This window comes from Vibrio sp. 1069 (assembly GCF_033340555.1).
In genome coordinates this window covers 19,651-40,455 of sequence record NZ_JAWOWP010000019.1, presented here as the reverse complement: position 1 = coordinate 40,455, position 20,805 = coordinate 19,651, and the positions used below count along the sequence as shown (strand labels likewise).

Sequence of the window (20,805 nt, the reverse complement as noted above, 5' to 3'; positions counted from 1 at the left end):
TTAGTGTCGATAGTGAACCAACAGATTTAGATTAGTGATGGTAATAAACTTGTCAACTTGCTCATGAAACCATCACTCAAATCTCAACTTTAGAATTTTAACTCTACTTAGATCACTTTTTATCCAATCTTATGTTTTACATTTCCTTAATATTTTGATTACACTTAAACCAACTGGTTAGACCTCTTACCTAACATACAGACGTACAAAACTTATAAAGTCTGAAAAGGAAAATATATATGGACATCTTGCTCTCAATCATCACGATGGCGATCGTGCTAGGCATTACGCTCTACCACCGCATGTCTCTCGTGAAATCTATTAGCTTACTCACCGCGGCCATGCTGGCTCTTACAGTAGCAGGAACTGTCGGCGTTATTGGTTGGGCGATTTACGTTCTCGCCGCAGCTGTGCTCGCGGTTCCTGGCGTACGTCAGTCTTTAATTAGCCGCAAAGCGTTAGTGCTTTTCAAGAAAGTGCTGCCAGCTATGTCTCAAACCGAAAAAGAAGCGTTAGACGCAGGTACCGTCTGGTGGGAAGCCGAACTGTTTAAAGGCAAACCAGAGTGGCAAAAGCTACACGCGATTCAAGCACCTAAGTTAAGTGCGGAAGAACAAGCCTTTTTAGACGGCCCTGTGAATGAAGTGTGCGCCATGGTGAGTGATTTCCAAGTGACCCATGAACTCGCGGACTTACCGCCAGAAGTTTGGCAATACCTGAAAGATCATAAGTTCTTCGCCATGATCATTAAGAAAAAGTACGGTGGTCTGGAATTCTCAGCATACGCGCAATCACTAGTACTACAAAAACTAACGGGTGTTTCTGGCGTTCTATCGTCTACCGTTGGTGTTCCTAACTCTTTGGGCCCAGGTGAGCTACTGCAACACTACGGTACTGAAGATCAAAAAAATCATTACTTACCGCGTCTAGCTGAAGGTAAGGAAATCCCTTGTTTCGCCCTAACAAGTCCAGAAGCGGGTTCTGACGCAGGCTCTATTCCAGATTACGGTGTGGTCTGTAAAGGCGAATGGGAAGGAAAAGAAGTACTGGGTATGCGCCTGACTTGGAACAAGCGCTACATCACCCTAGCGCCAGTCGCAACGGTACTAGGCTTAGCATTTAAACTTCGCGATCCTGAAGGTTTGCTAGGCGACAAAGAAGATCTTGGCATCACTTGTGCGCTTATCCCAACTGATGTCAAAGGTGTTGAGATTGGTAACCGACACTTCCCGCTCAATGTACCATTCCAAAATGGTCCAACGCGCGGTAAAGACATCTTTGTTCCTATCGATTTCATTATCGGTGGTGAAAAAATGGCGGGCCAAGGTTGGCGTATGCTGGTTGAGTGTCTGTCGGTTGGACGTGGTATCACGCTACCTTCAAACTCAACAGGTGGCATCAAAACTGCGGCAATGGCAACCGGTGCTTACTCACGTATTCGCCGTCAGTTCAAACAGCCGATCGGCCATATGGAAGGAGTTGAAGAACCATTAGCACGCTTGGGTGGTAATGCTTACGTGATGGATGCAGCAAGCAACTTAACCGTTGCGGGTATCGACTTAGGTGAAAAACCTTCAGTTATCTCAGCTATCGTGAAGTATCACTGTACGCACCGCGGCCAGCAAAGCATCATCGATGCAATGGACATCGTAGGCGGTAAAGGTATCTGTATGGGACCTTCTAACTTCCTAGCTCGTGGTTACCAAGGTGCGCCAATCGCAGTAACGGTTGAGGGTGCTAACATTCTAACACGCTCAATGATCATCTTTGGCCAAGGCGCAATCCGTTGCCATCCGTACGTTCTTGAAGAAATGAACGCGGCGTATTCTGAAGCAAGTAATGCTGTCGAGAAATTTGATAAAGCGCTTGCTGGTCACGTGAGCTTTACAATGAGTAACCTAGTGCGCAGTATATGGTTTGGTTTGAGCGACGGTCTGGGCTCTTCATCGCCAACCAAAGATGCAACCAAGCGTTACTACCAACAATTGAACCGCTACAGTGCAAACCTTGCCTTACTATCGGATATCTCGATGGCAGTGCTAGGTGGCTCTTTGAAGCGTAAAGAGCGTCTATCAGCGCGTCTTGGTGACATTCTAAGCCAGCTATATTTAAGCTCTGCGACGTTGAAACGTTTTGAGCAAGATGGACGCCCAGTCGAAGATTTACCATTAGTACACTGGGGTCTACAAGACAGTTTGAAACAAGCGGAAGTGGCGGTAGACGAATTCTTAGCAAACTTCCCGAACAAAGTGATTGGTCGTGCACTGCGCGTGTTAATCATGCCATTCGGTCGTGTACGCAAAGCGCCAAGCGATAAACTAGACAGTAAAGTGGCGCGCATTCTACAAACGCCAAGTGCAACGCGCTCACGCATTGGTCGCGGTCAATACCTTGAACCAACCGAGCACAACGCAGCAGGTAAGATTGAGCTTGCGCTGTCAGTCATTCTTCAAGCTGAACCTGTGTTTGACAAAGTATGTAAAGCGCAAGGTAAGCGTCGCCCATTCTTACGTTTGGATATGATTGCTCAGGAAGGGCTAGAGCAAGGCTTTATCACGCAAGAAGAAGCCGATCTACTCAGAGAAGCGGAACAGCATCGTCTAGATACAATCAATGTTGACGACTTCGAGCCGGAACTGCTTGCCGCAAAGCCGCTATACCCTCAGATGGATAGTGTCGCGTAACTCTAGAATCTGAGACCACAAACGGGAGTATCAGCTCCCGTTTTTTATTGCTTCCAGAATCGGATTCATAACACCTCACACTACAAAGCCCCCCTGCGCAATAAAATCCTCGCACTCCAATCTTTCCCCCGATTTCCAGTGATAACTAACTCACAGACGTTCCAACTAAGCGGTGTATACTTTAAGTAACTCACTCACATATATGGTAAATCCGTTGGCTAAAATATTACTCGCACAGTGGTTCCCAGGGCTTGTTCAGCTTAAGCATTATCAAAAAGAATGGTTTGTTAACGACTTTAGAGCCGCCTTTTCTGTTGTCGCGGTTGCACTGCCAGTTGCCATAGCTTACGCACAATTAACTGGTGTATCCGCAATTGTCGGTCTGTATTCGTGTGTACTGCCAATGTTGGTTTACGCCATGATGGGCACATCTCGACAACTCATTGTCGGACCCGATGCAGCAACCTGTGCAGTGATTGCTGCTGTTGTGACACCACTTGCCGCAGGTGACCCCACAAAACATTGGCAGTTGGTTATGACCATGACAGCGATGACGGGGATTTGGTGTGTACTGGCAAGTCGTTTCAAGCTAGGGGTATTTGCAGATTTCCTTTCTCGTCCGATTCTTTTGGGTCTACTCAACGGTGTTGCTCTCACAATTATCGTTGGTCAGTTTGCGAAAGTAGTCGGTTTGAAATACGAGCAACGTTATTTACTGGAACGTTTATGGGAAGCTCCACAACGATTAACCGATCTTCATTGGCCTACTGTAACTCTGAGTATCGTGACAGTTGTCGTTTATTTGCTCACCAAACGCTACCGACCAACTTGGCCTGCTGCCATGCTGGCGATCCTCGTAACTACTGCGTCAGTTTGGTTTTTCCATTTACAAGAGATGGGCGTATCGGTTGTCGGACTCACTCAAGGTGGCTTCCCTCAGTTTCAAACACCGGAATTTGAGCTAGGTGAAGTTCGTGAACTAGTAGTCCCGGCGCTCAACCTTGCGATTGTCAGTTTTGTTAGCATGATGCTCACTGCCCGCAGTTTCGCTGCTAAAAACGGTTATGATATTGATGCTAATAAAGAGTTTCAGGCGTTGGGTTTTGCCAACATTGCCTCAGCGTTTTCGCAAGGTTTCGCGATAAGCGGCGCTGACTCACGCACAGCCGTCAATGATGCAAATGGCGGTAAATCTCAATTAGTTTCGATTGTCGCCGCAATCACCATTGCCATTATTGCGGTATTTATTTACGAGCCTTTGCAGTTCATCCCTATCGCTTCACTTGGTGTTGTATTGATCATTGCGTCCCTATCGCTGCTCGATCTTAAAGCAATTTGGAAATTAAAATCTCGTGACAAAGATGCATTTTATCTGGCCATCATTACTTTTATTTCTGTGTTGATCGTGGGTGTAATACCGGGGATCACTTTGGCGGTATTGCTAGGGCTGTTTCAATTTTTACGGATTGTCATGCGACCGAGTGATCAGCTACTTGGCTTGGATGAAAAAGGTACCATTCGGACCATCGACGACTCAGGTAAAGCTTCGCCTATTCCTGGAATGGTGATTTACCGCTTTAACTCACCGCTAACTTACTTCAATGCTCCTTACTTTAAACGTAGAGTGTTAGAGCAGGCAGAGCATCACAAAGACGCAAGTTGCGTTGTCATCGACGCCGTATCGAGCTTTACTCACTTGGATCTCAGTGTGATGGCAACACTGGCAGATATTCACAATACTTTGAAAAAGAGAGGTGTACGCTTAATCCTCGCAGGAAGGAAACGACGTCTTCGTCAATGGTGTGAGCTTACTGGTATCAGCACCAGTGAAGGAGGCATCTTACTGCGAGCTGATATGTACCTTGCCATTAAACTTAGTGGCTGTTACATCAGTGCTGTGGGTGAGGGACAAATTCCTACTGTTCAAAAAGAGCCTGATTTAGAGCAGCCACCCAAACCAATTCCAGAAGTGGCTTAAATACAAATTTAATATAGAAAACAGGAAATTAAACTCCTGTTTTCTAGTGCTTATCTTCACAGCTGAATACGTGTTACGCCTTTGGCTTAAACTTTTTTGTCATCCCTTGGCTTTTAGGAGCCACCAGCCTATAACCAAGCTTTTCGTAAAAGACCGGTTCATCAGCAATCATAGAAACGTAAGAGCCTTCAAGTGCAACAGAAGAAAGATAACCGTCGATGTATTCCATGACTTTTCTACCTAAACCGTTGCCTTGATAATCAGAATCAACGGCAACGTCGACAATTTCGAAGTTACACGCCCCGTCACCAACAACCCGACCCATTGCAATGAGCTTTCCTTCATCCCGAACAGATACGCCATATAACGAATTGGGTAGACCAATTTCAGCAGCTTTCAACGATTTGGGTGATAGCCCGGCTTTGATACGCATATCACAGTATTCTTTCGGGCTTGGCACATGCTCTTCATATCTTATTGTCATTATGTACTACTCCTTTGTATCACCTTGGAGCTTACATAACTAAACTGTATAAATAAACAGTTAAACGTTGGAAAGATGTTCCCATTAAGCACACAAAGTATCGGGTCTAGAAAAGAACCCGCCGACAACTCTGACGCCATAATAGATATAAGTTGCTCTGAAGCTAGACATTCCTTTTTCTAAACATGTTTCTCTCAACAACGTATCCGCATGCTTTCGAGCACTTTGTGGCAACACCTCTTCCCTCATGAGTTGGTAAAGAGCATCATGCACTAAAGAAGCTTTCATAATGTTTTTTGTGTCTAACGCTGGCCCACTCGCTCCATCCCATGCATAGCCCTTTTTAATCGTTAACACGCCTTGTTTGGACAAACTAAGAAAAGGGCTGTCATACGCGTTACTCACTGAAATGTGAGTCTCAATCTTTTCTTCAGAATGGAGAGTGTATTTATACTTCTGACGCTTTTTGTATTTCATAACCTAACCGCCTAGCTAACTTCAGTGGGAGGAACGGAGATGACTCTCAAATTAGAGTTTCTCAGAGAGTTTTTTCAAATAGGACTTAGCAAGCTCATGGTTATCTCTGCTCAACCACTTAATACAATCAAAGAGTTCCCAGATCAGTCCTTGATCACCACTGGTATAAACTGGGAAATCTTCATGCTTTGGCGCAGGTTCATCAGTAACCATGCCCCCAATCACATCAGCTTTATCAAATAAAGTCTTAAATGGCTTAGAAAGTTTGAAGGGCTCACAGAGATCTAAACAATGAATCTCTGCACTGGTTAAGTCATTAAAAATGTATTTTTTGAAACACGCATTTTCGTTGTGCTCTCCCTCAAGGCGATAAAAAATGTCTTTATTAGCTTCAAACTGGGTAAAGCAAGGCTCTGAGGCTTTATGGAAGTTGTTTTGAGTAAATACAACAACATCAGCGTCCGAAATACGGTCACCTTGTCCTGATGACAATGAACCAAGCAATACCGCGGCAACAACGTCTTTTTCAGAACAAAAGGCATCATAAGCTGACTCAACCAAGGCCTTTTGTCGTGGTAAATGTTCTAGTCCTAACTCTCCAATTGTCATAATTCACTCCGTCGATACGCACTAAAATCAAGTCGAAACGTAAACAGTATCATGCGAGCTTTATTATGATTAATCAACGTTAAATCATGGTGTTACTTTAAAATAAAATGATTAATGACCATGAGAAACATCAAATTCTGTCTCAAACTTAAACTGAAAAAACGGAGCCGATTGGCTCCGTTTCTCGCTTTATGTGTTACTACTATTTCTTTGGCACTTCTAACTGCATCTCTGGCATGGCATCGCGCTTCGCTTTAATTTTGCGCCAGACTATCCATGCAATGATCACAATCAGCAGCATTATCACGTTACCCACCGCGATAATAATCATGCTGCGCTTACGCTCAGCCTCCCGCTCAGCGATAATTTGCTTTTCCATTTCAATACGGCGCTGCTCGGCTAATTCAGCTTCTTTTGCAATTCGAGCAGCTTCTAGATCAACTTCATCAACAACACTGAAGGTTTGCTCTGGAATAGGAAACACCAACGGACGCTGGGTTGCAAAATCAGTGGTAAAGATCTCGCCGCGCCATGCGTACTTACCAAGCTCAGCATCGTTATTGAGGTTCAACGTAACTCTCATTCCATCTTTAGAGACCTGTCCTTGGCTGTAACTAATGAAACCATCGGGAGCGTCCTTTTTCACTGTGACTGCAATAGAGCCTGGTGCAATCATACCTTGCTCACCACTCACCACTAATTGATGTGGCTTATCGGGATTACGAGCCTGAATAAAAGTACGAGAGATTGGGTTCGGATAAACCAAGATGACTTGTTCTTGCGCTCGTAAGAATACGCCATTGCCAGACGTGATGCGCGCGCGGTACTTACCAGGCTCAACGTCTATTGGGAGCTGAACCGTGAACACTCCATCCCCTGCTTTTTCATCCAAGCCGCGGCCGTCATCAGCAAACTCACCCACAACCATCGGCACTGGACGAGCTTCTTTGATCAGCTCATCTTCATTTTCGACAAACTTGGTAAATGTCACGCGCAGATTCACGCGATCAAGGAAGTCGCGCAATACAAGAGGTTTGCCGTCGGAGGTCAGGCGAGCTGTAAACTTAAGCGCTTCCCCATTATATAATCGGTTTGGGAACAGGTCCGTACTGAGCTTTAGGTGAGAAATTAAGCGGATGTTATTTTTAGGCGTAACTTTCCCCACAGCCTGCCATGGACCTGGCATCGGGTTATCAACGGAAATAATATCGAGTGAGGCTTCTTGATACCAACGTACATTGTCGTAAGAGCCCCAAGCATAGTATTTTTTACCGTCAGGACGGACTAAAACAACTGGCTGAGAACTTTGCTCACGATAAACCAAAAACGTGATCTGCTCGATGGTTGGATCAACTCGAAAGCGATTGTCTAACAAAGACATTGTAGATTCACTCGCAGCACTCGAGAGACTACTCCATATCGCTAAAAACGCGACCAACAAAGCCCTCAACATAGCTTCTCCTATTGATGCCAAATACAGTCGTTCACCAACTCTAATCTTTTTTGGTGAGCTTCTAGTTCATCGGCACTTGCGCGCAAAACCTTTAGCGCTTTTCTTCCTTCAATACGACGAATGGTTTCTACCCCACCCTCTTGTTTATTCGCGTTAAATTCTAGACTCGTTTGACCACCCGTCATAAAGAGGTAAACGTCGGCTAGAATCTCCGCATCGAGCAAAGCTCCGTGGAGTGTACGGTGCGAGTTATCAATACCGTAACGTTCACATAAGATATCAAGGTTGTTTCGCTTACCAGGGAAGATTTTCTTCGCCATAGCAAGGGTATCGGTCACCTTGCAGTAGTCGTCCGTTTTGCCGATGTTAGGATCGAGCATGCCAAACTCGTAATCCATAAAGCCGGTATCGAAGGGCGCGTTGTGGGCAACAAGTTCTGCGCCTTTAATAAACTCAAGAAACTCTTGGTGCACGCTCGCGTATTCCGGTTTATCAACCAAGAATTCATCCGTAATACCGTGAACTTCAACCGCTTCTGGTTGGATTTCACGATCGGGTTTTAAATAAACGTGGAAGTGACGACCAGTCAGCTTACGGTTGATGATCTCCACGGCACCGATTTCAATAATGCGGTGTCCCATGTAGTGAGGACCACCCTCGCGGTTCATACCTGTGGTTTCGGTATCGAGAACGACAATGCGGTTATATTCAGAATTGCTGCTGGTATTCATAAGGTTATGTATGTCAGACTATGCTTTATTAAATGTTTCGGCTAATAGTACCAAAAAATATGACCAAACACGTTGAGATTTTCACTGACGGTTCTTGTTTAGGTAACCCAGGACCAGGTGGTTACGGCATAGTATTGCGTTACAAAGACGTAGAAAAGACACTTTCCAAAGGCTATACGTTAACTACCAACAACCGCATGGAAATGTTGGCGGCTGTCGTCGCGCTACAGACGTTAAAACAACCTTGTAAAGTCACTTTAACGACTGACAGCCAATATGTGCGCCAAGGTATTACTCAGTGGATCCATAACTGGAAGAAGCGTGGTTGGAAAACAGCGGATAAAAAACCCGTGAAGAATGCCGATTTATGGCAAGCTCTAGACAAAGAAACCGCACGCCATCAAGTTGAATGGCATTGGGTAAAAGGCCACGCGGGCCATCGTGAGAACGAAATGTGTGATGAGCTAGCCCGGACTGCTGCAGAAAACCCAACTGAGGAAGATACAGGTTACCAACCCTCTTAGCGAGATTCTTTCCTCATAGTGTTACCCTCTCGATTCATCACCCCAAGTGGTGTGAGCTTTTTCTTCAAGCGCCAATGCGGTTTGATAGGCTTGAGAGGGTATGTCCGTTTCCGCGCGACTATGTAATACAAACTCCCAGCGGGTGATGCCCAATCACCAAGACTATTTTCCAACCATGTCCACATCGTACGGTAACGTTTCATCGGAAACAGCGCATAACGATCACAATGAATCACTTGATAATTAAGTAACCCTAACCAATCTTTGATGCGGTTCGACGTAAACATTCGTCCACTCCAAGGCAAATTATGTTTACGCCATGGAAGCAAACTCGCTAATCCAGTCAAGCTTAATGGGTTGAATCCAGTAATAATTACATAGCCATCATCCATCATCACTCTATCGACTTCACGCAACAAACGGTGTGGATCGCTTGCATAGTCGAGCTGATGAGCGAGTATCACAACATCAAAGCTTTTTTCCAAAAAGGGTAATTCGTAACCATCTGCAATCACATTATGCAACGGGTTCTGGATATCTACGTTGACTTGGTGTTGAATGTTACAATTACAGCTGGTTAGCTCACAGCTCAACCCGCCCAGTTTGAGCATATGGTAGCCGAAGAGTTTCGGGCACCATTCATCAAGTCGGGTCTGGATTGACTCAAGCACCCACGGACCGTTGTTCATTGCTGACCAAGTCGACGGGTGTGGTATAGTTTTGTTGCTGAGTGCTGGTTTCATTAACCACCTGACTAAAATGGGTGACGGAGAACGAATCGTGTTAGAGATCAAAAGCATACCCGCATTTAATGATAATTACATCTGGCTGATACAAAATAGCGATAAGCGCTGCGCAGTCGTTGATCCGGGCGATGCGAAGCCAGTATTAGAATTTCTGCAGGCTAACGAATTAACTTTAGAAGCGATTTTAATTACGCACCACCACAACGATCACATTGGTGGCGTTCCAGACTTAGTGCGTGCATTTCCTGACGTCGCCGTTGTGGGCCCAAAATCAGAGCCAATTCCAACCCTAACGACACCAATGGAAGAAGGCGACAAGCTGGAGTTGTTTGGTGAGATTTTCTTAGTACTTGGGTTACCCGGCCATACTTTGGGCCATATCGGTTACGTTGGGGACGGAAAACTGTTTTGCGGTGATGTGCTCTTTTCTGCTGGCTGCGGTCGTATTTTTGAAGGTACGCCTGAGCAAATGTTTGAATCACTGAGCAAACTAACGTCTCTACCAGAAGAAACTCAAGTCTTCTGCGCGCATGAATACACCGCGAGTAACGTGGCGTTTGCTCTAGCGGTTGAACCTGACAATGAGCAACTTCGCCAATATCGCGACGATGTAAACCGACTGCGAGCACTCAACATTCCGACACTTCCAACAACAATACGCAAAGAAAAGTGGATTAATCCGTTCTTGCGAACCTCTAACCCTGACGTGGTTCAATCTGTTGCTAGTCGCATTAAAAATAGCGATCCATGCTCGGTTTTTACTGCTTTACGCGAGTGGAAGAACGAATTTTAACCATTTTCTGCTTGTAAGTTTGCAAGACCCCAGTATTATCAGGGACTGATTTTTCGAGAAGCGCCACTGGCGCTTCTCTTACGTTTGGGGTTGATATAAATCTATTTGAATTTCTCCCCATTGCATAATTAGAAGCTCTTTGCCTCTATAAATTAGTTAGTGTTTAAAAGATGTCTATTATCTTGCGACTGCCACGCACATTACGTTGCGCGACAGGCAGGTGAAGATAAACAGGCCCTAAATAGGCTGAATCCATGCGTTTGAAGTATACTTGGGCGTTGGCGTTGTTATTATCTGGCTGTCAATTGACTCAGTCAGATTCAACGTCTTCTACACCAGAAACCAATAAATCTGAGCAGACTGCAAAGCAAAATGCAGTAAAAGCTCAACCGGGCAATAAATCGTCACTAGCAAAAAAATCCGCTAACGACACGCCTAAAGTTCTCTCCCCCCAAGAACAAGAAGATGTGTGGCAACGTATCGCCATGCAGCTGGACATGGATATCCCAAACCACAAGAAAGTGGACTACTACCGTACGTGGTATTTAAAGCACCCAAATCACCTTTACACGGTATCTAAGCGTGCGACTCCTTTTCTATACATGATCACAAAACGTATCGAAGAGCGCGGACTCCCAATGGAGCTTGCATTACTTCCTGTAGTGGAAAGTTCATTCGATGCCTTTGCCTACTCACATGGTAGCGCGGCTGGGTTGTGGCAATTTGTCCCAGGCACCGGAAAAATGATGGGATTAGAGCAAAACTACTGGTATGACGGTCGCAGAGATGTGGCAGCAGCAACGGATGCAGCGCTGGACTACCTAGTACAACTAAACGAGCGTTTTGATGGTAACTGGGAACATGCAATCGCCGCTTATAACAGCGGTGGAGGCCGAGTTTCTAGCGCAATTCGTAAGAATAAAAAGCTCGGTAAACCTATCGATTTCTTCTCATTAGACTTACCAAAAGAGACCAGCAGTTACGTTCCTAAGCTATTGGCCTTGGCTGACGTTATCGCAAACCAAGACAAGTACGGACTTAATATTCCTGCAATTCCAAACAAGCCTGTTCTAACGCTTGTTGATCCAGAAGAGCAGTTAGATCTGGCTATTGCCGCAGATTATGCCGGCATTAGCGTAAAAGAGTTGCAGAGTTACAACCCAGCATACAACCAGTGGTCGACAGCGCCTGAGGGGCCGCACCAACTTTTGATTCCCGTAGAGAAAAAAGAGACTTTTCTCACCAAGGTGGAGAAAAATCGCGGTAAAGGGATGAAGGTCGCTCGCTACAAGGTGAAATCTGGCGACTCTTTAAGCGTGCTAGCTAATAAATACGGCACAACCACGAAAGTCATTCGACGTGCCAACGGCCTATCGAATAACAATATTCGTATTGGTCAATACCTGTTGATTCCGACATCAACAAAAGACGATGCAAAATACGCATTAACGGCACAAAACCGATTAAACAAGACTCAATCTCGTGCTCGTGGTCAACTCAAGCTCACCCATGTCGTTCAGTCTGGAGAAAGTTTGTGGTCAATCGCACGTAACAATAAAGTGTCGTATAAATCGTTAGCTAAATGGAATGGTATGAGCCCTAAAGATCCATTGCGTGTGGGTCAAAAGCTAGTGATATGGAAGGACTCAGACAAAGGTTCTGTGATCCGTACCGTTTTCTACAACGTTCGCTCTGGCGACACCATTAGCGGCATTGCAAGCAAGTTCAAAGTAAAAACGAACGACATCGTGAAATGGAACTCGCTACACAAGAAAAAATACTTACAACCAGGTCAAAAGCTTAAGTTGTACGTTGACGTAACGAAGGTAAGTGTATGAACCCATCAAGCAATCCACTTGTGATGCTGTTGGACATTTTTCGTTCTCCAACATCTTGTTTTCTTGCGCTTTATCAACGCGGTGGATGGGGATGGCAACCGTTCATCTTCCTGATGCTTAGTCCGTTTTTATTCTGGGGTGCTTACTTTTCGAATGTCGATTTCACGTGGCTCAGTGACCAACTTGCTGCGCAATTTCAGCAAATCGACCCGAAGCAGATTGAGCTATTAGAACCAAACACGCTAATGGCAAGCGCGATCATCAATGATGTATTCAACCGCTTTGCCACCTTACTATTGCTCGCGCTTTGGTTCTTTCTTGCAACAAAGGCAAGCAAACAACAATACGGTTACTGGAAATGGTTTGCCGCATCGTGTGCTATCTTATTCCCAGCAGTATTGGGCGATGTAGCAAGCTACGCGAGCTTGCTACTCAAGCATGGTCAGGTAATGACTTACGCTGCCGATTTAAATAGCCTCAATGGTCTATTAAAGCTGCCTCTTACTAACGAATGGTCTCATTTCGCTAGCTCGTTACCTTTGCTTCTGCCTTGGTACATTGTGCTCGGCTACGGCGTTGTACTGACGTGGACGGAGTTTGAACGTGGCCAAGCTTTGGTGATAGCAAGCCTGCCATGGGTATTCTTCTACGTTATTTGGGCACTTTATATTGTGGTAACCTAAGCTAGTTATTTAACGTAAATGACAATAACAATGGGTTATGATCGGAAGCGTCGCTCTGCGGCGCTTTTGCATACTTAAGCGTCAGACCTCGGTAAAACACATGGTCCAGTGGTAACCCTGTTATAAATTGGACTCGATGATCCGGCAAGAACGTCACCTCTTGTAAGTCCGCAGCCTTTAAGGCCTGCCTCATCGCATTAACGCGAGATTCACTCCAGCTATTGAAGTCTCCAGCAAATAGAATTGGCCCCACATGATGCTTTAAAAGCATTTCAAGCGCCGTTAACTGCGATACATACTCTTTTGTACCTACGGTGAAGTTAATCGCATGTACATTCACCACTGCGAGTTTCTCGCCATTACTCAAGTGATACTGGCTATATAATGCAGACTTAGGTAAGCGAAGCCACGGCTCTTTAGAGGTGTAAGCGCAGGCTTTTTCTGGTTGCCCTTGAGCAATACTAATTACACCGGCACCGCTACCCAGCGCCTTAAAAGCACTCACTTGATTACTAACCCAGCGACCATCCACCAACCACTGTTTAAATGATGGTGTCATGCTGGCTTCTTGCAATAACAGTAACTGCTTATCAGCAGAAAACTCATCGAGTGCACGTTGCCAGTTAGCCCGGTTCTGTTTGTAGATATTCCAGACAAGCACATTGATTTTGCCGTCATGATCGAGAGCTTTTGAATCGCTAAATTCGATGCACCTGATATCTTGTGTCAGCTCGGTACCTGTTTGAGTAATAATTTGCGGTTGATCTGGTACGGTGAAAATAACCTGGAAGCCAACCAATACCGCTATTACGAGAAAAGCTAACGCCAGAAAAAAACGCTTAAACATACGACAAACCTGAATGTAGGCACCCGAAATCTAGAACAACAAATCTCGGGTTAAATGATTTCACTAATAAGCAAACAACAAAAAAGGAGCGACTTGGCTCCCTTTTAGCATAATAAATACGAAACAGGTGACAAGAAACCTTAGATCGCGTCTTCGTCTTCTTCACCAGTACGAATACGAACCACACGCTCAATATCAGTGACGAATATTTTACCATCACCAATCTTACCAGTTTGCGCGGTTTCAATGATTGTCTCTACGCATTTATCAGCCACATCTTCCGTTACAACGATTTCGAGCTTCACTTTAGGTAGAAAGTCCACCATGTACTCTGCACCACGGTAAAGCTCGGTGTGACCTTTTTGGCGACCAAAGCCTTTCACTTCAGAGACGGTCATCCCTGTAATGCCAACTTCAGCTAGCGCTTCTCGAACATCATCCAGTTTAAATGGCTTGATAATCGCTTCAATTTTTTTCATGTTCATCCCTTAAGCTTCAATCGATTGCGCTTATTATCGTTTAGCGTTTCGCAACATTCAATGTTTGTCTCTGATCCACCAGCGAAAATCCAGATTGAGCAAATTAACATAGCGAATATCGTGAGTTGATAAAACCCCAGTGAGGACTGCTCAATGCCCAATCGTCCAAGCTTTTTCAGACTCGCGTTTACTTCAAACTTGCGTAGTAAGCCGCTAGGTTAGCGATATCTTCATCAGACAACAATGAAGCTTGAGCTTGCATCACAGCAGCAAGCCCACCTGTTCGCTCTTTATTTTTATAAGCTTTAATTGAACTGATAATATATTGCTCATTTTGCCCTTTCAGATTTGGGTAACCCGGAATGACAGCAATACCATCAGCGCCATGACACGCCGCGCATACTCCCGACTTTGCTTGACCTGCTGTAGCATCTCCCGCAGCTAGAGCTTGCCCACTAAACATGGTTAACGCCACCATTGCACCCATGATTGTTTTCTTCATTGCTTCACCTAATCAATTATTATTTAAGGATTTTTATATTTTATAATCGACATTGTGGCATGAATTTTCATTACCTGCGCCAAATAAGTTCACAATCTTGACCATTAAACGCCTGGTCAACGAACAAATCTGCCACAGCAACGACTCGGTCTTGGTACATTAAAATCGGAATTTGACGACGCAGCCAGCTTGGCACATTGTATTCTTGGAATAACTTCTTCAGTTTTCGACTGTGATTACGCGTGGTTGGATGCGCTGATAAACCTTCCGGATTGAAGGTCACGCGAAGCAATTCTGGCTGACTCGGTAGCGCAATCGTTGCGTTACTAGAACTCGTCGTTAAGGTCAGCTCCCCGAGTCCCTCAGGCAGCGACAAAGTCGCATCAACCTGAATCGTACTTTGCCACTTAGTGACATCAGCCGTTTCCGTTACCCAATAGAGACGATTTCGAAAACGGCGCACTTCACCTTGTTTAAGTTGTAGTTTGGGGTTGGCATCTTGCTGAGCTAATGCCACTTCATTCCAGATAAGATTGAGTTGTACCTGAGTCGGCATACTAGTATTAAGCTTAGCTAGCCACATACGAATCAAGCGCGCACGTGCTAATTCACGGTGCTTAGCCAGTTCTTCAATACTCAAACTTAGATCCGTTTGTAAAGCGCGTTCAAACACCGCGCTCAATAGTTCATCCAATAGCGCTTCTTGTTGAGCACATAAGCTTGCACTGCGCTGAACCGCTTGATGGATACTCGGCCAACGACCAGACAATTCAGGAACAACACAATGACGAAGAAAGTTACGATCATAACGGGTATCTTGATTGCTTTCGTCTTCCACCCACTCCAAGCCTAATTTAGTAGCGGCGTCTTCGATGGTCTTCCGCTTGATAGTAAGCAATGGTCGAACTAGAGATCCGCAAGAAAACGGCATACTCTCCGCCATCGAAGATAACCCTTTTGGCCCGCTACCGCGCTTAAGCGCAAGGAGAAAAGTCTCTATTTGATCGTCGGCATGTTGACCAGTCAACAGTATATCGCCTTCTTGAATGTACTTAGTTAAGGCTTGGTAGCGAGCTTCACGAGCAAGAAGTTCAATACTTTCACCATTGCTGATGTCTAAGCTCACTCGCTCGATCGAGCACGATATCCCCACTTGTTGTGCCCAAAGTAAGCATTTATCGGCCCAATTATCGGCATTCGAGCTTAAACCATGGTGCACATACACAGCGTGACACTCTACAGAGTGCGCTTGTTGGTAGCGACTGAGTAATTCGAGTAAAAGACGTGAATCCACTCCTCCGCTAAACGCCAAGACAACCTTAGTGCCTAATTGATAGTAGCGGCCGAGAACTTGAGCAAAATGCGGGTAAAGCGATTCCATAAGCGATCCGATAGGTACAAAAAAAGGGCTGGACTCTCATCCAACCCTTTCTATTTTAACTGTTATCACTTGAGATATCAGCTAACGCTTAATAGCAATCACCGAAATTAACAGTAACCGTAGCTCATTAGACGCTGGTAACGACGCTCACGTAGCGTCTCTTCATCCAGTTGTTCTAGATCTTCTAGCTGACGAAGTAGTGTCGCTTTCATATTCGCTGCCATTTGAACATGATCGCGATGAGCGCCGCCTAGTGGCTCTTCAATGATTTCGTCGATCAGTTCAAGCTCTTTAAGACGCGGAGCAGTTAGACCCATTGCCTCTGCCGCTTGTGGCGCTTTGTCTGAATCACGCCATAAGATTGAAGCACAACCTTCAGGAGAAATTACTGAGTACGTAGAGTACTGAAGCATGTTCACGTAGTCGCCTACACCGATTGCTAGTGCACCACCAGAACCGCCTTCACCAACAACGTTACAGATTACTGGCACTTTAAGACCAGACATCACTTTTAGGTTTTTCGCGATAGCTTCAGATTGACCACGCTCTTCTGCGCCCACACCTGGATACGCGCCAGCCGTGTCGATAAATGTGATAATCGGCATGTTGAAACGCTCTGCCATTTCCATCAAACGTAGCGCTTTACGGTAACCTTCTGGTTTCGGCATACCAAAGTTACGTTTCACCTTTTCTTTGGTCTCACGACCTTTTTGGTGACCAATGATCATCACAGGGCGGCCTTCAAGGCGAGCCATGCCACCCACAATCGCTTTGTCGTCTGCAAACGCGCGGTCACCCGCTAATTCATCAAACTCCTCAAAAGCGTGTTGGATGTAATCCAGCGTGTAAGGACGTAGTGGGTGACGAGCCAGTTGAGCTGTTTCCCATGCACCTAGGTCACTGAAGGTTTTTTTCTTCAGCTCTAAGCTTTTCTTCTCAAGCTGTTCGATTTCTTTATCCAGGTCAATCGCAGAATCACCACCGTGACGAGAGACATCACGTAATGCTTCAATTTTCGCTTCTAGTTCTGCAATTGGCTTTTCAAATTCAAGAAAGTTTAGGCTCATCTATGAATCCTTGTTTACTCAGCGTCTAACATATTGCGCTGAATTTTTAGTTAAATTCGAGTTCTACCTGGCTTTTGCCAAGCAACTGTTTTAAATCGTCGAGTAATGTATCACTTGGCGTAACTCGCCACTCGGTGCCCAATGTTAACCGCGCTCTGGCGTCGGCACGCTGGTAGTATACATTGACGGGTACGGTTCCGGCTTTGTGCGGTTCTAAAATACGGCTGAACTGCTCAAAAAACTGATCGTTGATCTGATTTGCATCTATCGATACCGACAAACCACGAGCGTATTTCTCGCGCGCACTGCCGAGATCCATAACTTCACGCGCCGACATTTTAAGGCCACCGTTGAAGTCATCAAAGCTGACCTGTCCAGAAACGACCAAAATTCTGTCTTTTTCGAGAAGTTCAGCGTATCGATCCAGTGCATCTGAGAACAACATCACTTCCATGCGACCACTTCGGTCATCCAGTGTCATAATGCCAATTCGTGTACCACGCTTAGTCGTCATTACACGAGCGGCAATAACCAGACCTGCCACCGTGACAGATTGGTCGCGGCGAGTGGGCGTTGCGTCTTTTAGTCGACAACTGGTGTATTTGTTTAGTTCCTTTACGTAGGCGTTAATTGGGTGCCCTGTCAAATATAGACCTAGGGTATCACGCTCGCCCTCTAACCACACTTTTTCTGGCCAAGGCGGAACCTGCGTATACTTATGCTCTACTTCTTCAGGTGCATCCGTTAACACACCAAACATATCTGTTTGACCAAACGCCTCAGCTTGGTGATGTTGACTTGCTGCTTTTACCGCGTCATTGAGTGACGCCATCATCGCCGCGCGGTGTGGGCCTAGTCGATCCAACGCGCCCGCGTAAATCAGCTTCTCTATCACTCGTTTATTGACGCGTTTTAGATCAACTCGAGCACAGAAATCAAATAGGTCTTTAAAGTGACCACCTTTATTTCTCGCCTCAAGAATCGCATCGATAGGACCCTCACCTACCCCTTTTATCGCACCAATACCGTAAACAATTGCGCCATTTTCATCAACATTAAAGCGATATAAGCCAGAGTTGATGTCTGGTGGCAGCACGGTGAGCTTCATACGGAAACACTCATCGACCAAGCCAACGACTTTTTCCGTGTTATCCATATCGGCTGTCATTACCGCAGCCATAAATTCGGCAGGGTAATGTGTTTTCAGCCAAAGAGTCTGATAAGAAACCAATGCATAAGCAGCAGAGTGCGATTTGTTAAAACCATAACCGGCGAACTTCTCTACCAAGTCGAAGATTTTCATCGCCAACTCGCCATCGATACCGTTCTTTATCGCACCTTCTTCAAAGATAGCACGTTGTTTTGCCATCTCTTCTGGCTTTTTCTTACCCATTGCACGACGAAGCATGTCCGCACCACCTAGCGTGTAACCTGCTAAGATCTGCGCAATCTGCATTACCTGCTCTTGGTACAGGATGATGCCGTAGGTTGGATCAAGCGTCTCTTTTAGCGACTCGTGTTGCCACTTTTCATCTGGATAAGAGATCGCTTCTCGACCATGTTTACGGTCGATAAAGTTATCTACCATGCCCGATTGCAAAGGACCCGGACGGAAGAGTGCTACCAATGCGATAATGTCTTCGAAACAGTCTGGCTGAAGTCGTTTGATCAGCTCTTTCATGCCTCGAGATTCAAGCTGGAATACTGCTGTCGTTTCAGAGTTTTGCAACAAACGGAAAGAGGCAGGGTCTTCTAACGGTATGGATTCAATTTGAACCGGTTCTTTCCCTTCTCGCTCTAGGCGTGGGTTAATCAGCCCTAACGCCCAGTCAATAATGGTTAAGGTACGTAAACCCAAGAAGTCAAACTTAACTAGGCCAGCGGTCTCAACATCGTTTTTATCAAATTGAGTAACCGGAAAGTGACCTTCAGCGTCTGCATAAATTGGCGCAAAATCGGTAATTGTTGTAGGTGAAATTACAACACCACCAGCGTGTTTACCGGCGTTTCGCGTACAGCCTTCCAAAATATGACACATGTCGATGAGTTCTTTAACTTCCTCATCGGCCTCATACAATTCAGGTAGTGCAGGTTCAGCTTTAAACGCTTTATCTAGCGTCATGCCTGGATCGGGCGGGATCAGCTTTGAAATACGATCAACAAAACCAAATGGGTGGCCCAATACGCGGCCAACGTCACGGATTACCGCTTTTGCCGCCATGGTACCAAACGTGATGATCTGAGATACCGCGTCGCGACCGTACATTTCCGCAACGTGGTCAATAACCTGGTCACGTTTATCCATACAGAAATCGACGTCGAAATCGGGCATCGAAACACGTTCTGGGTTCAAGAAACGTTCGAACAGCAAGTCATATTCTAGTGGATCCAGATCGGTGATTTTTAGTGCGTAAGCCACCAAAGAACCAGCACCGGAACCACGTCCAGGACCGACAGGAATTCCATTATCTTTTGACCACTGGATGAACTCCATTACGATCAAGAAGTAACCAGGAAATCCCATTTGGTTGATAACATCTAGCTCTATCTGAAGACGTTCATCATATTCAGGGCGGCGACGTTTTCTCTCTTCCTCATCTGGAAATAGGAACTCTAAACGCTCTTCCAACCCCTCTCGGGATTTCATGACTAGGAACTCAGTCTCTTTCATCCCTTCGGTTGGGAAAGCTGGTAGGAAGTACTCACCTAAGCGCACAGTCACGTTACAACGCTTCGCTATCTCGACACTGTTTTCTAACGCTTCAGGAATATCAGCAAACAGCTCACACATTTCTTCTTCTGTACGAAGATATTGCTGCGGACTGTAGTTTTTTGGCCTACGCGGATCTTCTAATGTGTAACCATCGTGAATCGCTACGCGTATTTCATGAGCATCAAATAGGTCTGGACTCAGGAATACAACTTCATTGGTCGCCACTACTGGCAAGTCCTGCTGCTCTGCCAATTCAACCGCAAAGTGAAGATAAGTTTCTTCATCTGGACGACCGGTACGAAGTAGCTCAAGATAAAAGCGATCTGGAAAATGCTGTTTATAGAAATCAACACACCCTTGCACTATTTGACGGTTGCCTTTCAAAAGGCCGCGACCAATTTCCCCGCTTTTACCGCCGGATAATACAATCAGGCCTTCAGACATTTCAGCCAACCAGGCTTTGTCAATCACTGGGTGGTGTTGAACATGTCCACGTAAGTACGCTTTTGATATCAATAACGTCAGGTTCTTATAACCTACATTATCCGCCGCAAGCAAAGTCACTTGTGTCAGCTCTTCACCAAACTCGTCCGACTGCATTTTAAAGTCAGCACCAATGATCGGTTTAACACCACTGCCATGTGCTGTACCGTAAAACTTCACCAAACCACATAGGTTGGTAAAGTCGGTCAACGCCATTGCGGGCATACCGAGCTCAGCAACTTTCTTTACGATTGGCGGAACTTTGTTGAGGCCATCCACCATCGAGAAGTCACTATGAACACGCAGGTGGATGAATTTGGGATCTGACATTAA

At 45.5% G+C, this 20,805-nt stretch carries 18 protein-coding genes; 6 read left to right on the top strand and 12 right to left on the bottom strand.

Annotation, left to right across the window (positions count from 1 at the left end):
• The first annotated feature begins 239 nt into the window (after positions 1 to 239).
• Together fadE and R7040_RS21060 are read left to right on the top strand one after the other, a co-directional pair.
• Positions 240 to 2,684 (top strand): acyl-CoA dehydrogenase FadE, encoded by a 2,445-nt coding sequence (gene fadE, locus R7040_RS21065; protein ID WP_005385392.1) that lies wholly within the window; start codon positions 240 to 242, stop codon positions 2,682 to 2,684.
• 202 nt (positions 2,685 to 2,886) lie between these two features.
• Complete coding sequence (locus tag R7040_RS21060) at positions 2,887 to 4,662, top strand: SulP family inorganic anion transporter (protein ID WP_005380390.1); 1,776 nt, start codon at positions 2,887 to 2,889, stop codon at positions 4,660 to 4,662.
• Positions 4,663 to 4,735: 73 nt separating this feature from the next.
• On the opposite strand, the gene R7040_RS21055 is transcribed toward R7040_RS21060, so the two are convergent.
• From R7040_RS21055 to dnaQ, 5 genes are all read right to left on the bottom strand, one after another.
• Entirely contained in the window at positions 4,736 to 5,146 is a 411-nt protein-coding gene (locus R7040_RS21055) for a GNAT family N-acetyltransferase (RefSeq protein ID WP_005391824.1), read from the bottom strand.
• Positions 5,147 to 5,230: 84 nt separating this feature from the next.
• Positions 5,231 to 5,623 carry a DUF1353 domain-containing protein gene (locus R7040_RS21050; RefSeq protein WP_017633769.1) on the bottom strand — a complete coding sequence of 131 codons (393 nt, stop codon included), beginning with the start codon at positions 5,621 to 5,623 and terminating at the stop codon, positions 5,231 to 5,233.
• 51 nt (positions 5,624 to 5,674) lie between these two features.
• A complete protein-coding gene (locus R7040_RS21045) occupies positions 5,675 to 6,232 on the bottom strand; it encodes a nucleotidyltransferase domain-containing protein (RefSeq protein WP_053304069.1) in 558 nt (185 codons plus the stop codon).
• A 202-nt stretch (positions 6,233 to 6,434) separates the two neighbouring features.
• The gene (locus tag R7040_RS21040; protein WP_017820744.1) at positions 6,435 to 7,685 is read right to left on the bottom strand and encodes a TIGR03503 family protein; all 1,251 of its coding nucleotides are present in this window, start codon (positions 7,683 to 7,685) and stop codon (positions 6,435 to 6,437) included.
• An 8-nt stretch (positions 7,686 to 7,693) separates the two neighbouring features.
• Positions 7,694 to 8,416: a DNA polymerase III subunit epsilon gene (dnaQ, locus tag R7040_RS21035; protein ID WP_005380385.1), complete on the bottom strand. Its 723-nt coding sequence runs from the start codon at positions 8,414 to 8,416 to the stop codon at positions 7,694 to 7,696.
• A gap of 59 nt (positions 8,417 to 8,475) precedes the next feature.
• Between dnaQ and rnhA the strand changes: the two genes are divergently transcribed.
• Positions 8,476 to 8,940: a ribonuclease HI gene (rnhA, locus tag R7040_RS21030; protein ID WP_005380384.1), complete on the top strand. Its 465-nt coding sequence runs from the start codon at positions 8,476 to 8,478 to the stop codon at positions 8,938 to 8,940.
• Here rnhA and R7040_RS21025 read toward each other — a convergent pair.
• Positions 8,937 to 9,683, bottom strand: coding sequence for a class I SAM-dependent methyltransferase (locus tag R7040_RS21025; RefSeq protein ID WP_017636046.1), 747 nt, complete (start codon positions 9,681 to 9,683; stop codon positions 8,937 to 8,939). The two genes, rnhA and R7040_RS21025, sit on opposite strands and share 4 nt — an antisense overlap.
• Before the next feature lie 37 nt (positions 9,684 to 9,720).
• Between R7040_RS21025 and gloB the strand changes: the two genes are divergently transcribed.
• The 3 genes from gloB to R7040_RS21010 all read left to right on the top strand — a co-directional run bounded on the left by gloB (position 9,721) and on the right by R7040_RS21010 (position 13,000).
• On the top strand, positions 9,721 to 10,479 hold the full coding sequence (gloB, locus tag R7040_RS21020) for a hydroxyacylglutathione hydrolase (protein ID WP_017636045.1): 759 nt from the start codon (positions 9,721 to 9,723) through the stop codon (positions 10,477 to 10,479).
• 254 nt (positions 10,480 to 10,733) lie between these two features.
• Entirely contained in the window at positions 10,734 to 12,317 is a 1,584-nt protein-coding gene (locus R7040_RS21015) for a LysM peptidoglycan-binding domain-containing protein (protein WP_213967821.1), read from the top strand.
• Entirely contained in the window at positions 12,314 to 13,000 is a 687-nt protein-coding gene (locus R7040_RS21010; protein ID WP_005380375.1) for a YIP1 family protein, read from the top strand. Before R7040_RS21015 ends, R7040_RS21010 begins: the two co-directional genes overlap by 4 nt.
• Before the next feature lies 1 nt (position 13,001).
• On the opposite strand, the gene R7040_RS21005 is transcribed toward R7040_RS21010, so the two are convergent.
• The 6 genes from R7040_RS21005 to dnaE form a co-directional block, all read right to left on the bottom strand.
• A complete protein-coding gene (locus R7040_RS21005; RefSeq protein WP_132936887.1) occupies positions 13,002 to 13,847 on the bottom strand; it encodes an endonuclease/exonuclease/phosphatase family protein in 846 nt (281 codons plus the stop codon).
• Positions 13,848 to 13,987: 140 nt separating this feature from the next.
• The gene (gene glnB, locus R7040_RS21000; RefSeq protein ID WP_005380372.1) at positions 13,988 to 14,326 is read right to left on the bottom strand and encodes a nitrogen regulatory protein P-II; all 339 of its coding nucleotides are present in this window, start codon (positions 14,324 to 14,326) and stop codon (positions 13,988 to 13,990) included.
• 187 nt (positions 14,327 to 14,513) lie between these two features.
• Positions 14,514 to 14,828 carry a c-type cytochrome gene (locus R7040_RS20995; protein ID WP_005391816.1) on the bottom strand — a complete coding sequence of 105 codons (315 nt, stop codon included), beginning with the start codon at positions 14,826 to 14,828 and terminating at the stop codon, positions 14,514 to 14,516.
• Between the two features lie 70 nt (positions 14,829 to 14,898).
• Positions 14,899 to 16,209: a tRNA lysidine(34) synthetase TilS gene (tilS, locus tag R7040_RS20990; RefSeq protein WP_318096967.1), complete on the bottom strand. Its 1,311-nt coding sequence runs from the start codon at positions 16,207 to 16,209 to the stop codon at positions 14,899 to 14,901.
• Between the two features lie 107 nt (positions 16,210 to 16,316).
• Positions 16,317 to 17,276, bottom strand: coding sequence for an acetyl-CoA carboxylase carboxyl transferase subunit alpha (accA, locus tag R7040_RS20985; RefSeq protein WP_005380365.1), 960 nt, complete (start codon positions 17,274 to 17,276; stop codon positions 16,317 to 16,319).
• A 46-nt stretch (positions 17,277 to 17,322) separates the two neighbouring features.
• Positions 17,323 to 20,802 carry a DNA polymerase III subunit alpha gene (gene dnaE, locus R7040_RS20980; RefSeq protein WP_005385364.1) on the bottom strand — a complete coding sequence of 1,160 codons (3,480 nt, stop codon included), beginning with the start codon at positions 20,800 to 20,802 and terminating at the stop codon, positions 17,323 to 17,325.
• Between the last annotated feature and the right edge of the window lie 3 nt (positions 20,803 to 20,805).

Bases quoted from the DNA above. Each gene is read 5' to 3' on its own strand.
- fadE (WP_005385392.1), top strand. From the start codon at position 240: ATGGACATCTTGCTCTCAATCATCACGATGGCGATCGTGCTAGGCATT.
- R7040_RS21060 (WP_005380390.1), top strand. From the start codon at position 2,887: ATGGTAAATCCGTTGGCTAAAATATTACTCGCACAGTGGTTCCCAGGG.
- R7040_RS21055 (WP_005391824.1), bottom strand. From the start codon at position 5,146: ATGACAATAAGATATGAAGAGCATGTGCCAAGCCCGAAAGAATACTGT.
- R7040_RS21050 (WP_017633769.1), bottom strand. From the start codon at position 5,623: ATGAAATACAAAAAGCGTCAGAAGTATAAATACACTCTCCATTCTGAA.
- R7040_RS21045 (WP_053304069.1), bottom strand. From the start codon at position 6,232: ATGACAATTGGAGAGTTAGGACTAGAACATTTACCACGACAAAAGGCC.
- R7040_RS21040 (WP_017820744.1), bottom strand. From the start codon at position 7,685: ATGTTGAGGGCTTTGTTGGTCGCGTTTTTAGCGATATGGAGTAGTCTC.
- dnaQ (WP_005380385.1), bottom strand. From the start codon at position 8,416: ATGAATACCAGCAGCAATTCTGAATATAACCGCATTGTCGTTCTCGAT.
- rnhA (WP_005380384.1), top strand. From the start codon at position 8,476: ATGACCAAACACGTTGAGATTTTCACTGACGGTTCTTGTTTAGGTAAC.
- R7040_RS21025 (WP_017636046.1), bottom strand. From the start codon at position 9,683: ATGAAACCAGCACTCAGCAACAAAACTATACCACACCCGTCGACTTGG.
- R7040_RS21015 (WP_213967821.1), top strand. From the start codon at position 10,734: ATGCGTTTGAAGTATACTTGGGCGTTGGCGTTGTTATTATCTGGCTGT.
- R7040_RS21010 (WP_005380375.1), top strand. From the start codon at position 12,314: ATGAACCCATCAAGCAATCCACTTGTGATGCTGTTGGACATTTTTCGT.
- R7040_RS21005 (WP_132936887.1), bottom strand. From the start codon at position 13,847: ATGTTTAAGCGTTTTTTTCTGGCGTTAGCTTTTCTCGTAATAGCGGTA.
- glnB (WP_005380372.1), bottom strand. From the start codon at position 14,326: ATGAAAAAAATTGAAGCGATTATCAAGCCATTTAAACTGGATGATGTT.
- R7040_RS20995 (WP_005391816.1), bottom strand. From the start codon at position 14,828: ATGAAGAAAACAATCATGGGTGCAATGGTGGCGTTAACCATGTTTAGT.
- tilS (WP_318096967.1), bottom strand. From the start codon at position 16,209: ATGGAATCGCTTTACCCGCATTTTGCTCAAGTTCTCGGCCGCTACTAT.
- accA (WP_005380365.1), bottom strand. From the start codon at position 17,276: ATGAGCCTAAACTTTCTTGAATTTGAAAAGCCAATTGCAGAACTAGAA.
- dnaE (WP_005385364.1), bottom strand. From the start codon at position 20,802: ATGTCAGATCCCAAATTCATCCACCTGCGTGTTCATAGTGACTTCTCG.